The sequence below is a fragment of the Methyloligella sp. GL2 genome, assembly GCF_013341275.1.
Classification (GTDB): Bacteria; Pseudomonadota; Alphaproteobacteria; order Rhizobiales; family Methyloligellaceae; genus Methyloligella.
Map to the genome: position 1 here is coordinate 2,366,893 of NZ_CP054476.1, position 15,104 is coordinate 2,381,996.

Here is a 15,104-nt window from a genome sequence, read left to right on the forward strand (position 1 = left end):
GCTTCATGCCACGACCTCGTCGATCACATGCAGGTTCTGGAGACTTGAGTAGAGCGTGACCGCCTCGCCGATGGCAGGCACGGCGCCATCGTCGCGCAAAGAGGCTTGCAGCGCGCCAAACGTCTCGCTGGCAAGCTCGAGCTGATAATCCTTGCCCGTGTAGTAGCGGGCGCTCACGCGTCCGGGAAAGGCCAGTGCCGGGCCATCGCCAGCGGCGCGGCTCAGCTCTTCGGGGCGCAGCATCAACGTGCCCCTCCCCTCCAGGCCGCTATAGGGAAAATGCTGGCCGTCGCCGAGATGCGCCGTGCCGCCCGCCGCCTCGACCGGGATCAGATTGCTCTCGCCGAGAAAATCGGCGGTGAACAGATTGGCCGGACGCTTATACAAATCCTCCGGCGCGCCGATCTGTTGGATTTGGCCGTGCGCCAGAACCGCCACGCGATCCGACATGGTGAGGGCTTCGTCTTGATCGTGGGTCACGAAGACGAAGCCGATACCAAGCTCCTGCTGAATGGTCTTCAGCTCGTGCTGCATCTTCTGGCGGAGATTCTTGTCGAGCGCGGATAGCGGCTCGTCCAGCAGCAGAAGCTGGGGCTTTGCGGCCAGCGCGCGCGCCAGGGCGACGCGCTGCCGCTGCCCGCCCGACAATTGCGAGATACTGCGGTTCTCCAGCCCCGTGAGACCGACCAGCTCCAGCATCTCGCCCACCTGAGAGCGTATCGTCCGCTGGTTCTGTCCGGCGATCTCCAGCGCGTAGCCGACATTCCGGCCCACGCTCATATGGGCGAATAGCGCGTAGGTCTGGAACACCGTGTTGACGGGCCGCTTATGGGCGGGCCAGTCGGTGACGTTCCGGCCGTAGATGACGATATCGCCGCTATCGAGGGATTCGAACCCGCTGATGGTGCGCAGAAGGGTTGTCTTGCCGCAGCCGGAGGGACCGAGAAGGGTGACGAATTCCGATCCCCCCAACCTGACGCTGACGTTGTCCAGCGCCGTTACCGTGCCACCTTCGGGCGTTCGAAACGACTTGCTGGCCGCGACGATTTCAAGTGGAGCAGCAGACGCAGACATAGAACGCAAATCCGAGGTAGAGCCGAGTATCGATCTTCTTACTGGGCGGTTTTGATGCGCGTCCATTCCCGGTTGTAGAGCTGAAGATCGCGGCCGAGATCCTCGAAGATCTGCAGCTTGTCCATCGTCTCCTGGTCGGGATAGATCGTCTCGTTGTCGGCGATCTCTTCGGGGATGAGATCCTGAGCGGGAACGTTGGGCGTGCCGTTCATCTGCTGCTCGACGTTCAGCGCCGCGATCTCCGGCTTCAGATAGAATTCCAGGAACTTGACGGCGTTGTCGTAATTGGGCGCCGATTTCAGCACGCACATATCTTCCTGATACATGGTCGCACCCTCCTCCGGGATGACATAGGCGAGAATGTCCGGATTCTTGGCGACGAAGATATTGGCCCCGACATACCAATGGGCGGCGGCGACATCGCCGGAGGTCACCAGCGGAATGGAGTCGTAGGAGAAGGCCGAGACGGCGTCGGCATGGTCGATGACATACTGGGCCGCGGCGGCGACCTCTTCCTCATCGGTGGAATTCACCGAGGTGCCGTTCATGATATGGCCGATGCCGATGGTCTCGCGCAGATCGTCAAGCAGAATGACCTTCTTTCCCTTGTCGGCCAGGGCGAAGAAATCCTTCCAGCCCTTGATCTCGCCGGCCTCGGCCTTGTTGTAGACGATGCCGACATTTCCCCAGGCATAGGGCAGACAATACGCTGCGTCGGGATCGGTCTTGGCGCGGATGAATTGGGGATCGATGTTCTTGAAATCGGGATGCTCGCCGATATCGGTCTTCGCGAGCAGGCCGAGCTTGAACATGATGTCGTGCATATGCACCGACGGGAAGACGATGTCGTAGCCGGTCGCGCCGGCCTGGATCTTGGCCAGCATCTCCTCATTCGACCCATAGGTGTCGAGGGTCACTTTGATCCCGGTCTCGTCGGTGAATTTCTCCAGAACCGCCGGATTGATGTAGTCGCCCCAATTGTAGATGTGGAGCTCCTCTTCGGCCGAGGCGGCCGTGGAACTGAAGGGGCTGAGCCCGAGAAGGAAGACGAGCGCGGCACGGGCGAAGGTGCGGGTCATGGGTCTTTGTCCTCTGCAATGGTCGGTGCGTTTGTTCTTGCTTCCTTATGTTGATTGTCTACTGTCGTTTCAGTCAAAAGATATTTTTCTGTCATCAAGGTTATCTCCGATGTCTCAGGGATTTGCCTCCTATTCCGAGGTCTCTCTCGATGATCTCTTGAGTAAGATTGAAGCAGGACTCGCCGCATTGCCTAAGCAGGAGGCGAAGATTGCACAATATTTACTCCTGAATGTCGACACGATGTCGTTCGAGACTGGGAAATCCATCTCGCAAAAAACTGGTACGGCGGAGATTACTGTCGGGCGCATGTTACGAAGGTTCGGATGCGCCGGCATGAAGGAGTTCAAATCCCTGCTCCGCCAGCGTTATTCGATCTCCGGCGAGGTGCTGCGGCACAAGGGAGACGACCTGTCGCCGGCCTGGCGCGATCAGCTGGCCTTGGAAATGCGCGCGCTCCAGTCGGTCTACGATCAGCTCGACGGCGCGGCGTTCAAAGCGGCCGAGCGCCGTCTGTCGGACGCGGACGAGGTGTACGTGACCGGGTTTCAGACCGTGCGCGGGCTTGCCGAGGATAGCGCCCGGCGCCTGGGGCTTGCGCGCAGCCATGTGCGCTTCCTGTCGGCGCATGACAGCATGCTGTCGGAATGGATCGAGCCGGCCCGGGACAAGACCAGCTGTCTCTTGCTGATCGATGTGGTGCCCTACGCGGCCGAGTGCCAAACGCTGGCCGCCTTGGCCAAGGAGCAAGGCCGCAGCGTCGTCGTCGTCACGGACGAATATTGCCATTGGGCGCATGAGGTGACGGACGCCGTGCTCAATGCGCCGTCGGCAACCGGGCTGTTTCTGGAATCGATCCTGGGCCTGAATGCCGCCCTGGCCTTGCTGATCCATTCGGTTGCGAACCGGCAAGCCGCCGGGCCGACACCGCGCTTACGCGAATGGAAGCGGATGTCCCAGCGGCTAAAACTGTTCTGAGAGAAGTGGTGGGCGCACAAGGACTCGAACCTTGGACAATATCGGCGCAGACCTCTTCGCTGACTATAACGTGGGTATCTGGTGTTCGACTGGTGCGCGCGACAAGCCTTAACGGTTCCCACACACTAAACCGACAGCAATATTCAACCCAAGATTGCCCCTTGTTAAACAACACCACCCCCTCCCTTCGTCGTGGGCTCAAGCGATGCGCCACCTTCTCATTATCAGCTTGCTCGCTTTGGCCATCTCGCCAACGGCAGCGGCAGAGTTCGTCGGCTCCCCCGGAAAGGTCAGCGACGGCTACACGTTCCATGTGTGCGATGAAGATAAGTGTACGAAAATCCAGCTTTGCGGCATCAATGCCCCGGAGCTTGGCACACCCGCCGGCGATGCCGCGACAGCAGCTCTAAGCCGGTTGGTCGAAGAGCGCACGGTCAAGTGTGTGCAGGTGGGTGACGGGACGCCTTGTGATCGACGCTCAAGCCCGACCAGCGGCGACCGGATCGTGGCTCAGTGTTTCGTCGGCGGCCGAGATATCGCAGAGGTCCTAGTCCGCGACGGCCATGCCTGCGATTGGGTAACGTATTCCGGCGGTGCCTACTCCCGCAACAATGCCGACAAGCAATGCGAGAATGTGGATACGCTCAGAGATAGCTCACGCGCGAACCTCGAGGTCTGCATGAACGGTGAGCCCGGCTGCAACTTCACGGTGCTTACCAATGAGCAGCGCGCGGTGGCGATCCAGCGCCTGGAGGAGCAACGCCTCCCGACGATTCTCTATGGGTACGGAGGCTCAGTAAGCATCTATCCGTGTGATCATTCTTGGCAGACGGCCCGCGATGGCTCGCGTTGCGGCGGGCGGGCAGCGGACCAGCGTTTGGGTGGGCGGTAAGTATCGAAAGCGAGCAAGGCGGCTGGTCGTCCAGAGCCGGAGGGACGCCGTATCAACGGCTCGCCAAATGCCACCGGCGGGCTCTGCCGCCTGCCTCGTTACCGATACGTTTTGGGAATGGTGGGCGCACAAGGACTCGAACCTTGGACCCGCTGATTAAGAGTCAGCTGCTCTACCAACTGAGCTATGCGCCCGACCGGCATCCCTGTCGGGTGTCACCACTTCGGTGTTTGGGGATGCAAAATCGAAGCGCTCCCATTAGCACCCGGCTCGGTGCCCTGTCTAGAGCGCTTAAGCGGATAAACCGCCTGCCCGCAAAACTATTTTGCTCCCCGGAACGGCGCAATCCCGCCGAAAACCACAACGTGCGCGAGAAACCAGCCGAATCGCTCTTGCTAAAGCGGCGAGAGCCATCCATATAGCCGCCAGACGGTACGCCCATGCTGGGCGTGGACTTATGACGACGGCAAGTTATCGCGCCGATTACGTGCACGACCTTTCCCGAGATCTGAAGACGCCAAATGGCTCTGCCACGTGGCCCGCTATTTGACCCAACTACCGGGAAAGGATTCCCAATATGTCCCGTATCAACGGCACTGTTAAATTCTTCAATCACTCCCGCGGCTTCGGCTTCATCGCCCCGGAAGGCGGCGAGAAGGACATCTTCGTCCATGCCTCCGCGCTCGAGCGCTCCGGCGTTCCCTCCGTCGACGAGGGCGACAAGGTGACCTTCGAGATCGAGGACGATCCGCGCGGCCGCGGCAAGCAGGCGACGAATATCGAGCTCGCCTAACGCTTACGCGATCGATTGACGATTTGCGGAAGGGCACGCCCCTTTCGCACCGAGATGGCGGTCCGGTTTCCGGGCCGCCATTTTCGTTTCCGGCCTGTGTGCTTTGCCAGGCGCCTCCGCCGGCCAGGCCGAAACGAAAAAGGCGGCGCCTTCCGGCACCGCCCTTCCCTGTATTCTTGAAGCTTGCAGCGTGGCCTAAGACGCCATCATGCTCTCCGGCTTGCGGCGGACATCGCGGGCCAGCAGCTTGTTCAGCGCGCTGACATAGGCGCGGGCCGAAGCCACCAGCGTATCGGTGTCGGAACCGCGCCCCGTGGCGATCTTGCCATCCTCCTCCAGCCTTACGCTCACCTCGGCTTGGGCGTCAGTGCCTTCGGTGACGGCGCTGACCTGATAGAGTTCCAGCTTGGCCACATGGGGCACCAGCGCGCGGATGGCGGCGAAGGTGGCATCCACCGGCCCGTCGCCTTGCGCTTCATGGGTGGTCTGCTTGCCGTCGATATCGAGGGTCAGGGTCGCCTTCTGCGGCCCGCTGGTACCGGCGATCACCGTCAGCGAGACCAGCTTGATGCGGTCATGAGCGCTTGCGATCTCCTGATCGACCAGCGCCTCGATATCCTCGTCATAGACCAGCTTCTTGCGGTCGGCCAAAGCCTTGAAGCGCTCGAACGCATCCTGAAAGGCATTGTCGCCCAGCTCGTAGCCCATCTCCTTCAGCTTCTCGCGGAAGGCGTGGCGGCCCGAATGTTTGCCCATCACCAAGGAGCTTTCCTTCAAGCCGACGCTCTCCGGCGTCATGATCTCGAAGGTCTCGGCGTTCTTCAAAACGCCGTCCTGGTGAATGCCGCTCTCATGGGCAAAGGCGTTCCGCCCGACGATGGCCTTGTTGTACTGCACCGGAAAGGCGGTCACCGCGGAGACCAGCTTGGAGGCGCGGGTCAGCATGGTGGTGTCGATCCCGGTCCAATACGGCATCACGTCGGAGCGAGTCTGAACCGCCATCACGACCTCTTCCAGCGCCGCATTGCCGGCCCGCTCGCCCAGCCCGTTGATGGTGCATTCCACCTGGCGCGCGCCGCCGGTGACGCCGGCCAGAGAGTTGGCCACGGCCAGGCCCAGATCGTCATGGCAATGGGTGGAGAAGATCACTTCGTCGGCGCCCGGCACCTTCTCGATGAGGGTGCGGATCAGCGCGGCGAACTCTTCCGGCACGGCATAGCCCACCGTGTCGGGGATATTGATGGTGGTGGCGCCCGCCTTGATCGCCGCCTCAACGCACTGGCAGAGGAAATCCTCCTCGGTGCGGGTCGCGTCCATCGCCGACCACTCCACGTCGTCGGTATGGGTGCGGGCGCGGGAAACCGATTGGCGCACCTTCTCCAGCACATCCTCCTTCTCCATCCCCAGCTGATATTTGCGGTGGAGGGGGGAGGTGCCGATGAAGGTGTGAATACGGCCGCGGCGCGCGGGCTTGATGGCCTCGGCGCAGCGGTCGATATCGGGGATCTGGGCCCGTGACAGGCCGCAGATCACCGAATTCTGGGAACGGCGCGCGATCTCGGCCACGCTTTCGAAATCGCCTTGAGAGGCGATGGGAAAGCCGGCCTCGATCACGTCGACGCCCATTTCGTCGAGGAGTTCTGCCACCTGCAGCTTCTCCTCGAACGTCATGGTTGCGCCCGGGCATTGCTCTCCGTCCCGCAATGTGGTGTCGAAGATCAATACCCGGTCTTGCTCGCGGCGTGCCGGTGTGTCCTGTTCCGAACTCATCCCTATAGTCCTTTAGCTCCTGCCGGCGCGTATCTAGGCGCGCGGACGTTTAGTATCGTATCGCGAAGGTGTTTGCGATCCCCTGAACGCCCGTCTCGGCAGAGACTTATGGAGCTCAGGGGTTGATAAGGAGGAGCTTGGAAAGGGCGGCAAGCGCGCAGGCGACGACGCCGGGCTCTTTCGCCCCGGTCTCAATCGTCTTGTGCTCTGTATCGCGGTGCATCGTTATGCCCTTAAGTCAAAGTTGCGACAGGCGGTGTTGCCTCCCGATGAAGCGGAAAATAAGCACAGATTGTGAAACCCGCAAGGGGGGAGAAACCGGCCATTTTGTCCTGGGTGTTGCGGGCCTCGACACGGCCGCCTCGCTCCTTCGTCATGCCGTGACCGGGCGGCAACCACAGCTCCGGATCCGAAACGCCGAACCGGCCGAAAGGGAACGGCGTGGACCCCCGGGTCAAGCCCGGGGGTGACGAGGGAAAGAGAAGGTCGCCCAGCGAGCCGGGAGGCGGTCCGAGGCCGCACGCTTGTTGCCGCCCCCGCCACTGTTGCCGACCCCCACCCCTGCCCTCCCCCTTCTAGGGGGAGGGAGAAAGCTCCTCGTCGCGCATCATCACGAAGATCAGCACCAGCAGCACGGTGACGTAGAAGCGAAAGGCGGCGGCCTGGCCGTTCCAGGTTTCCGACTGCCACATGGAGAAATACTCCCCGCCCACCACCATGAAGCCGAAGAACCAGAGCAGGAAGGCGAGCGTGGCGCCGGCGACGACCCACGCCTTGGCTTTGTGGAACGCCGCGGCGGGTTTTCGCAGCGCCCGGCCCATCTGGACGGCGCCGATCAGAAATAGCAGCCCAGTCAGCGCCTCGGTGACGATGATAGCGGCATAGGCAGCGCGCCAGATGCCTTCGTTTTGGATGGCGCGGTCGCGCATGGGATTGTCGGGAAAGGTCGTGTCCATGGAGAGGACATGACCGACGAAGCCGTAATTGGCGCTGTAATCGGCGACGTTGTCATAGGCGACGATCAGGCAGAACGCCGCCAGACAAAGGCACATCACGATCTTGGCAAGGCGGGCAATGAGCATGACAGGATATTGTCATTGCCGGGCTTGTCCCGGCAATCCATGAACACCTTGTTCCGATAACGAGCACCGTGTTCATGGATGCCCGGCACAAGGCCGGGCATGACGCCGTTCTTGGGCTTCGGGCCCCATGGGTCGAGGACGTGCGTCTTGCAGACGCGCCCTCACCATCAGGCCGTATGATGTCGCCTTTGCCTTAAGAGGAGAAGAAGGCTGCGCGAAACCTCCCCCAGAAAGGGGGAGGTCGGCTTGAAGCTCGCTTCAAGCCGGGAGGGGGTCAAAAGCAGCAGCCCGCCTGCCGTAGGGTCAGTGACCCCCACCCCAGCCCTCCCCCTTCCAGGGGGAGGGAGCTGCCAAGCGCCTTAGTTCTTGGACTTGTCCACCATGGCGCGCTCGGCGATCCACGGCATCATGCCGCGGAGCTTCTTGCCGACCTCTTCCATCTGGTGGTCCTCGCATTTGGCGCGGGTCGCCTTGAAGCTGGTCTGGTTGACCTTGTTCTCCAGCATCCAGTCGCGAACGAACTTACCCATCTGGATGTCGTCCAGCACGCCCTTCATGGCCTTCTTGCTCTCGGCGGTGACGACGCGCGGGCCGGAGACATATTCGCCATATTCGGCGGTGTTGGAGATGGAGTAGTTCATGTTGGCGATGCCGCCCTCATAGATGAGGTCGACGATCAGCTTCATCTCGTGCACGCATTCGAAATAGGCCATCTCCGGAGCATAGCCCGCCTCGACCAGGGTCTCGAAGCCGCTCCGCATCAGCTCCACCACGCCGCCGCACAGCACGGCCTGCTCGCCGAACAGGTCGGTCTCCACCTCTTCGCGGAAGGTGGTCTCGATGATGCCGGCGCGGCCGCCGCCGATGGCGGAGGCATAAGACAGCGACAGGTCATGGGCGTTGCCGGAGGCATCCTGGGCGATGGCGACCAGGGTCGGCACGCCTGCGCCGCGCTGGTATTCGGCGCGCACGGTGTGGCCCGGGCCCTTGGGCGCTGCCATGCAGACATCCATGTCGGGGCGCGGCTCGATCAGGTTGAAGTGGACGTTCAGCCCGTGGGCGAAGAACAGCGCCGAGCCCTCCTTCATGTTGTCCTTCAGGCTGTCGTTCCAGATATCGCCCTGCAGCTCGTCCGGGGTGAGCATCATCACCACGTCGGCCCATTTGGCGGCTTCGGCAACATCCATCACCTTGAAGCCTTCCTTCTCGGCCTTGGCGGCGGAGGAGGAGCCGGGGCGAAGACCGATGGCCACGTTCTCCACGCCGGAATCGCGCATGTTCAGCGCATGGGCATGGCCTTGGGAGCCATAGCCGATGATCGCAACATTCTTGGACTTGATCAGATTGAGATCGGCATCCCGATCGTAATAAACGCGCATGGAGAACTTCCTTGGAAACGTTTCTTCAGATGGTGATTGTTTAGGCAGGGCCTTAGCAGACTTGGCAGCGCCCCGGAAGCCTCATAGGCGTCCCAGGGCGGTGCCCCAAAGCCCCTCGAGGCCCTCCAAGGCCCCTGCCCGGCTATGATTTATCAGTTATGGATCACGATGGATTCATGATGGATTCATGAAGGATTCATGGGCTTATCGCCCCGCGAGATGGCGGCGAGACCGGTGCGGGCAACCTCCACCATCCCGAGCGGCTGCATCAGGGCGACGAACTGCTCGATCTTGGATTGCTTGCCGGTGATCTCGAACACGAAATGATCCAGCGAGGTGTCGACGGTCTTGGCGCGGAAGGCATCGGCCAGGCGCAAGGCCTCGACGCGCTTCTCGCCCTTGCCGGCAACCTTCACCAGCGCCAGCTCGCGCTCCACGGCATTGCCCTGGACCGTGAGGTCGATGACGGTGTGCACCGGCACCAGCCGCTCCAACTGCGATTTGATCTGCTCGATCACCATGGGCGTTCCCGTGGTGACGATGGTGATACGGGAGAGATGCGCCTCGTGCTCGGTCTCCGACACAGTCAGGGACTCGATGTTGTAGCCGCGGCCGGAAAACAGGCCGATCACCCGCGCCAGAACGCCCGGCTCGTTGTCGACGAGCACGCTCATAGTGTGGGTTTCGGGCTGCTGCTCGGTGGTCTGCAGCGAATAGACCGAACCGGGATGCTTCGTTGCGGCCTGCTTAGTCGTGGCTTGCTTAGTCATGGCTTGCTTAGTCATGGCCTGGATCCTCCACCGCGTCGGCGGGCATGTTGGCAATCAGGGTCTTGCGGTAGACCTCCATGCCGTATTCATCGACGAGCGCGACGAACTGATTGATCGAGCCGTCGGGCATATTGAAATGGTTGAACATGTTCTGGATGCGCAGCGCCATGTCCTGCAGACCTTGCTGGGGATCCGGAATGCCCTTCTCTTTGCGCTCCTCGGGGGTATGGCGGTCGTCCATCGCCGAAAACAGGCGCGAGACGGCGATATCCTGCATCATGCAGCCCTCGATCCCCGGGGTGACCGTGGTCGCGCCCTTCAATTCCCGCGCATAGCAGGCATTGACCTCGGCAACGGCAGCCTCGCCGCCCTCCTTACCCTGTAGGGCCGCGATCTTCTTGGCGGCGGCCTGGATATTCGCCACGCGCTCCACATTGGCCGCCACCGGCGGCGCGCCGCTCTTCTTGGCGTCGTCTGCGGCGTCTTGAGCGTCTTGGGCCAGAGCCGCGCTGCCGGCGAGCAGCAATACGGCCAACGCCCCGGCGGCAAAACTATAGCGGTGATGCTTGCTCATCGGCGCTACTCGCTCTCCGTGTTCTTGGCTTTGGCCAGCTTGCCATTGCCGTTCTTCGCATGACCGCTGCCCAGATCGATCATGCGAAGCGCAATGGCGATCATCAGGATCGAGGCCGGCAGCACCAGCATCTCGTAAGTAAAAGCGCCGCCGGATTCCACCACCACGCGGGCGAACATGACGATCAGCACGACGATGACGACTTCCGACAGGCTGGCCTTGAGCTGGCCGATGCCGTCCACCTTCATCCAGGCCGGTAGCCGGTCGCCATAGCCTTCCGGCAAGGTGAAGACGAAGCCGATGGCAATGCCATAGGCGAAGATCACCAGCACCAGGCCGAACAGGAAGGCATCGACCGCCTCCAGCACCGGCACCGTCACCTGGCGTTCCGACGCATGCTCGAAGCCGTGGCCGGTGCCGAGCGCGATATGCCAGGCCTCGGCCAGGTAGAAGCCGCCCTGGAGGAACATCAAAAGCGCGCCCACGATGGCGCCGACCGAGCCGATCAGCATGATCGCGCGCAGGCCCAAGAAGAACGTCAGTAAAGTCCGCATTTCCGCCCTGCCGGATCCCCGTTAGACGAGGATCTTCCCCTTTTCGGAGATCGCCTTGTCGATATTCTCGCTGCTCACCTCATCGCCCAGAAGCATGTGGTTATGGGCTTCGCCGCTCGGGATCATGGGGAAGCAATTGGCGTGGGAATCGACCCGGCAGTCGAAGATGACGGGACGGTCGATGGCGATCATCTCCTTGATCGCGTCATCCAGCTCGTCCGGCTTCTCGCAGCGCAGACCCACACCCTGATAGGCCTCGGCCAGCTTGACGAAATCGGGCAGCGCCTCCGAATAGCTATGGGAGTAGCGCCCGCCATGCAGCAGCTCCTGCCACTGGCGCACCATGCCCATATATTCGTTGTTCAGGATGAAGATCTTGATCGGCAGATCGTACTGCGCCGCCGTCGACATCTCCTGCATGGTCATCAGCACCGAGGCTTCGCCGGCAACGTCGACCACCAGCGCGTCGGGGTGGGCGACCTGGACGCCGACCGCAGCCGGCAGGCCATAGCCCATGGTGCCGAGGCCGCCAGAGGTCATCCAGCGGTTGGGCTCCTCGAAGTGCAGAAACTGGGCGGCCCACATCTGATGCTGGCCGACTTCCGTGGTGAAATAGACGTCTCGATCCTTGGTCAGCTCATAGAGCCGCTGAATGGCGTATTGCGGCATGATCACGTCCTTGCCCTGCTTATAGGCAAGGCAATTACGCCCGCGCCACGTATCGATCTGCTGCCACCAGCTCTTCAGCGCGGCCTGATCGATCTTCGGCTTCTGCGTCTTCCACTCGGCCAGCATCTGATTCAGCACATGGCCGCAATCGCCGATGATCGGCAGCTCGACCCGGACATTCTTGTTGATCGAGGACGGGTCGATATCGATGTGGATCTTCTTCGAGCCCGGCGCGAAAGCGTCCAGCCGCCCGGTGATGCGGTCGTCGAAACGCGCACCGACGCAGACCATGACATCGCAATCGTGCATGGCGTTGTTGGCCTCGAAGGTGCCGTGCATGCCGAGCATGCCGAGCCATTGCGGATCGGCAGCCGGATAGGCACCCAGCCCCATCAGGGTGGAGGTGACAGGATAGCCGGTCAGCCGCGCCAGCTCCCGCAAGGCAGCAGAAGCCTCGGGGCCGGAATTGATGACGCCGCCGCCGGTATAGAAGATCGGCTTCTTGGCGCCCGCGATCATCCGGACCGCTTCGGCGACCTTGTCGTCATCGCCCTTCACCTGCGGGTGATAGCTCTTATGTTGCGAGTTGCTGACGCCGGTATAGGTGCCGGAGGCGAACTGAACGTCCTTCGGGATGTCGACGACGACCGGGCCGGGACGGCCGGTGCGCGCGACATAGAAGGCTTCGTGCAGAACGCGCGGCAGGCTCTCGATATCCTTCACCAGGTAATTATGCTTGGTGCACGGACGGGTGATGCCGACCGTGTCGCATTCCTGGAAAGCGTCGTTGCCGATCAGATGGGTGGCGACCTGGCCGGTGATGCAGACCAGCGGAATCGAATCCATCAGAGCGTCGGTCAGGCCGGTGACCGCGTTGGTCGCACCGGGACCGGAGGTGACGAGCACCACGCCGACCTTGCCGGTCGAGCGGGCATAGCCTTCGGCCGCATGCACGGCGCCCTGCTCGTGGCGCACCAGAATGTGCTGCAGCTCAGGCCGTTTGAACAACTCGTCGTAAATCGGCAGAACGGCGCCGCCGGGATAGCCGAAAATATGTTCGACTCCCTGATCGGCCAAAGCCTGAAGCACCATTTCTGCGCCGGTCATTGCGCGTGACATCTCATCCTCAACTGAAAATTCGACCGTGCGAAACGCGGCGGGACTCGCCTCGAGGCTTGCCTCACCGCTCCAACTTTCTCGGCATTATCCGCAGATAACGTTGCGAAAACCTGGAAATGAGGCGCGCACCCTAGGGAGTCAAGCCCAAAGGGTCAATCGGAAATACGAACGAATGTAACATCAAGCCGCGCAACGCTTTGCATAAGTTACGTTTAGCAGGTGAATTTGACAATTTTGTTTCCGCCAATCGCGCGACTTCGGGGGCTTCTCACAGCTTGTCCCCAACCGGCACTTGGCCAAGCGCTAGACAAGCGCGCCGCATGCGCCTATTGGGAAAGTGCTCGTCCATAATGGAAAGCGTTCGCAGAAACCGACGCCTTTTTCTTCAGTTCAGACGAAATCTCTTTCTCCCAACTCTTCGCTTGATGACGCAGGCTTCCAACGACACCCCTGCCGAGAATGGCGGCCACGCCGACGCAGCCGAGCAAAGCCCAAAGACATTTTGGATGCTGGCGCTGGGCTCGATGGGCGTCGTCTACGGCGATATCGGCACCAGCCCGCTCTATGCGTTCAAGGTGGCGCTGCAGACCGCCGGCGGCACCGACAGCGTGGCCCGCTTCAACGTGCTGGGCGTGTTGTCGCTGATCCTTTGGGCGCTGATCCTCGTCGTCACGGTCAAATACGTTCTCATTCTGCTGCGCGCCGACAATAAGGGCGAAGGCGGCACGCTCTCGCTGATGGCGCTGGCATTGCGCACCATCCAGGCATCGAGCATGCGCTATGTGGTGATGCTGCTCGGTATGATCGCCGCGGCGCTGTTCTATGGCGATGCGCTGATCACGCCGGCGATCTCGGTGATCTCGGCGGTGGAAGGCTTGGAGGTCGCCGCGCCGCAGCTGGAGACCTATGTCGTCCCGCTCACCATCCTGATCCTGGTCGGGCTGTTCGCGGTGCAGTCGCGCGGCACGGCCAAGGTGGCCGCCTTCTTCGGCCCGATCATGCTGCTGTGGTTCGGCTGTCTGGGGCTGCTCGGGGTGATCCATATCTTCGACGACCCCAGCGTCTTCCTCGCCATCAACCCGTATTACGCCATCGCCTTCTTCGCCCAGCACGCCTTTATCGGCCTGCTCACTCTCGGCGCGGTGTTCCTGGCGGTGACCGGCGCCGAGGCGCTCTATGCGGATCTCGGCCATTTCGGGCGCAAGCCGATCCAGACCGCCTGGCTGTTCTTCGTATTGCCGGCGCTGGTGCTGAACTATTTCGGGCAAGGCGCGCTGGTGCTCTCCGACCCTGCCGCCGTCACCGCCCCGTTCTATCGCATGGTGCCCTCCTGGGGCCTCTACCCGATGATCATCCTGGCGACGCTGGCCACTGTGATCGCCTCTCAGGCGGTGATCACCGGCGCCTTCTCGCTGACCCGCCAGGCGGTGCAACTCGGGCTTCTGCCGCGCTTCCAGATCCGCCGTACCTCCGAGACGCAGGCCGGGCAGATCTACATTCCGCGCATCCGCGCTCTGCTGCTGGTGGGCGTCCTGTTTCTGGTGGTGCTGTTCCGCTCCTCGGAAGGCTTGGCGCATGCTTACGGCCTGGCTGTCTCCGGCACAATGTTCGTCGACGGGCTGATGGCCTTCATCGTGATCTGGCGGGTGTGGAACTGGTCGGTCTGGTGGGCAGCGGTGCTGATGGTGCCGTTCATGCTGATCGATTTCGCCTTCATCGGCGCCAATATGCTGAAAGTCCCCGAAGGCGGCTGGGTGCCGCTGCTGATCGGCGGTTTCCTGGTGCTGGTGATGCTGAGCTGGCGGCGCGGCGCCCGCATCCTGGCCGAGAAGACCCAGCGCATGGAGATGCCGGTCGAGGAGCTGATCGAGCAGCTGCAAAAAAGCGCACCGCATCGCGTGCCCGGCACGGCCGTGTTCCTCACCGCAACGCCCGGCAGCGCGCCGACCGCCCTGCTGCACAGCCTGAAGCACTACAAGGTGCTGCACGAAAACAACGTGATCCTCACCCTGGTCACCGAGGACGTTCCGCGGGTGTCGCTTCAGGACCGGGTGGAGATCAGCGAGATCGGCGACAACTTCATGCGGGTGATCCTGCATTTCGGCTTCATGGAGACGCCGAACATCCCGCGGGCGCTGGCCATCGCCCGCAAGCTGGGCTGGACCTTCGACATCATGTCCACATCGTTCTTCCTGTCGCGAAGATCGATCCGGCCCGATGCCCGCTCGCAAATGCCGCTGTGGCAGGACAAGCTGTTCATCTTCCTGGCCCAGACGGCGGACGACGCCTCCAGCTACTTCCAGCTGCCGACCGACCGGGTGGTTGAGATCGGCACCCAAGTTACGATCTAGAACTGTCACGATCTAAGGCTGT

General features: G+C 61.9%; 13 protein-coding genes and 1 tRNA gene. 4 read left to right on the top strand and 10 right to left on the bottom strand.

Annotated elements, in window-relative coordinates; all coding sequences use genetic code 11:
* Positions 1-3: 3 nt before the first annotated feature.
* Entirely contained in the window at positions 4-1,074 is a 1,071-nt protein-coding gene (locus tag HT051_RS15300) for an ABC transporter ATP-binding protein (protein ID WP_174542100.1), read from the bottom strand.
* A 38-nt stretch (positions 1,075-1,112) separates the two neighbouring features.
* Positions 1,113-2,153: a PotD/PotF family extracellular solute-binding protein gene (locus tag HT051_RS11155; protein WP_174542101.1), complete on the bottom strand. Its 1,041-nt coding sequence runs from the start codon at positions 2,151-2,153 to the stop codon at positions 1,113-1,115.
* A 109-nt stretch (positions 2,154-2,262) separates the two neighbouring features.
* On the opposite strand from HT051_RS11155, the gene HT051_RS11160 reads away from it, so the two are divergent.
* Positions 2,263-3,129 (top strand): MurR/RpiR family transcriptional regulator, encoded by an 867-nt coding sequence (locus HT051_RS11160; protein ID WP_174542102.1) that lies wholly within the window; start codon positions 2,263-2,265, stop codon positions 3,127-3,129.
* Between the two features lie 205 nt (positions 3,130-3,334).
* Positions 3,335-4,021 carry a thermonuclease family protein gene (locus HT051_RS11165; protein WP_174542983.1) on the top strand — a complete coding sequence of 229 codons (687 nt, stop codon included), beginning with the start codon at positions 3,335-3,337 and terminating at the stop codon, positions 4,019-4,021.
* 118 nt (positions 4,022-4,139) lie between these two features.
* Here the strand turns inward: HT051_RS11165 and HT051_RS11170 are convergent.
* Positions 4,140-4,215: transfer RNA gene (locus tag HT051_RS11170), tRNA-Lys, on the bottom strand.
* 383 nt (positions 4,216-4,598) lie between these two features.
* Here HT051_RS11170 and HT051_RS11175 point away from each other — a divergent pair.
* Complete coding sequence (locus HT051_RS11175; protein WP_174542103.1) at positions 4,599-4,814, top strand: cold-shock protein; 216 nt, start codon at positions 4,599-4,601, stop codon at positions 4,812-4,814.
* Between the two features lie 195 nt (positions 4,815-5,009).
* Here the strand turns inward: HT051_RS11175 and HT051_RS11180 are convergent, their stop codons facing one another.
* The 7 genes from HT051_RS11180 to HT051_RS11210 all read right to left on the bottom strand — a co-directional run bounded on the left by HT051_RS11180 (position 5,010) and on the right by HT051_RS11210 (position 12,731).
* The gene (locus HT051_RS11180) at positions 5,010-6,584 is read right to left on the bottom strand and encodes a 2-isopropylmalate synthase (protein ID WP_174542104.1); all 1,575 of its coding nucleotides are present in this window, start codon (positions 6,582-6,584) and stop codon (positions 5,010-5,012) included.
* 575 nt (positions 6,585-7,159) lie between these two features.
* Positions 7,160-7,666 (bottom strand): DUF2165 family protein, encoded by a 507-nt coding sequence (locus HT051_RS11185; RefSeq protein WP_174542105.1) that lies wholly within the window; start codon positions 7,664-7,666, stop codon positions 7,160-7,162.
* 359 nt (positions 7,667-8,025) lie between these two features.
* Positions 8,026-9,045: a ketol-acid reductoisomerase gene (ilvC, locus tag HT051_RS11190; protein ID WP_174542106.1), complete on the bottom strand. Its 1,020-nt coding sequence runs from the start codon at positions 9,043-9,045 to the stop codon at positions 8,026-8,028.
* Positions 9,046-9,230: 185 nt separating this feature from the next.
* A complete protein-coding gene (ilvN, locus tag HT051_RS11195) occupies positions 9,231-9,815 on the bottom strand; it encodes an acetolactate synthase small subunit (RefSeq protein WP_174542984.1) in 585 nt (194 codons plus the stop codon).
* A gap of 7 nt (positions 9,816-9,822) precedes the next feature.
* Entirely contained in the window at positions 9,823-10,389 is a 567-nt protein-coding gene (locus HT051_RS11200) for a hypothetical protein (protein WP_174542107.1), read from the bottom strand.
* A 5-nt stretch (positions 10,390-10,394) separates the two neighbouring features.
* A complete protein-coding gene (locus tag HT051_RS11205) occupies positions 10,395-10,943 on the bottom strand; it encodes a YqhA family protein (RefSeq protein WP_174542108.1) in 549 nt (182 codons plus the stop codon).
* A 21-nt stretch (positions 10,944-10,964) separates the two neighbouring features.
* Complete coding sequence (locus HT051_RS11210; RefSeq protein WP_174542109.1) at positions 10,965-12,731, bottom strand: acetolactate synthase 3 large subunit; 1,767 nt, start codon at positions 12,729-12,731, stop codon at positions 10,965-10,967.
* Positions 12,732-13,156: 425 nt separating this feature from the next.
* On the opposite strand from HT051_RS11210, the gene HT051_RS11215 reads away from it, so the two are divergent.
* Complete coding sequence (locus HT051_RS11215) at positions 13,157-15,082, top strand: potassium transporter Kup (protein ID WP_174542110.1); 1,926 nt, start codon at positions 13,157-13,159, stop codon at positions 15,080-15,082.
* The last annotated feature ends 22 nt before the right edge of the window (positions 15,083-15,104 follow it).

Coding starts and splice junctions, on each gene's coding strand:
- HT051_RS15300 (WP_174542100.1), bottom strand. CDS start 1,074: ATGTCTGCGTCTGCTGCTCCACTTGAAATCGTCGCGGCCAGCAAGTCG.
- HT051_RS11155 (WP_174542101.1), bottom strand. CDS start 2,153: ATGACCCGCACCTTCGCCCGTGCCGCGCTCGTCTTCCTTCTCGGGCTC.
- HT051_RS11160 (WP_174542102.1), top strand. CDS start 2,263: ATGTCTCAGGGATTTGCCTCCTATTCCGAGGTCTCTCTCGATGATCTC.
- HT051_RS11165 (WP_174542983.1), top strand. CDS start 3,335: ATGCGCCACCTTCTCATTATCAGCTTGCTCGCTTTGGCCATCTCGCCA.
- HT051_RS11175 (WP_174542103.1), top strand. CDS start 4,599: ATGTCCCGTATCAACGGCACTGTTAAATTCTTCAATCACTCCCGCGGC.
- HT051_RS11180 (WP_174542104.1), bottom strand. CDS start 6,584: ATGAGTTCGGAACAGGACACACCGGCACGCCGCGAGCAAGACCGGGTA.
- HT051_RS11185 (WP_174542105.1), bottom strand. CDS start 7,666: ATGCTCATTGCCCGCCTTGCCAAGATCGTGATGTGCCTTTGTCTGGCG.
- ilvC (WP_174542106.1), bottom strand. CDS start 9,045: ATGCGCGTTTATTACGATCGGGATGCCGATCTCAATCTGATCAAGTCC.
- ilvN (WP_174542984.1), bottom strand. CDS start 9,815: ATGACTAAGCAAGCCACGACTAAGCAGGCCGCAACGAAGCATCCCGGT.
- HT051_RS11200 (WP_174542107.1), bottom strand. CDS start 10,389: ATGAGCAAGCATCACCGCTATAGTTTTGCCGCCGGGGCGTTGGCCGTA.
- HT051_RS11205 (WP_174542108.1), bottom strand. CDS start 10,943: ATGCGGACTTTACTGACGTTCTTCTTGGGCCTGCGCGCGATCATGCTG.
- HT051_RS11210 (WP_174542109.1), bottom strand. CDS start 12,731: ATGTCACGCGCAATGACCGGCGCAGAAATGGTGCTTCAGGCTTTGGCC.
- HT051_RS11215 (WP_174542110.1), top strand. CDS start 13,157: ATGACGCAGGCTTCCAACGACACCCCTGCCGAGAATGGCGGCCACGCC.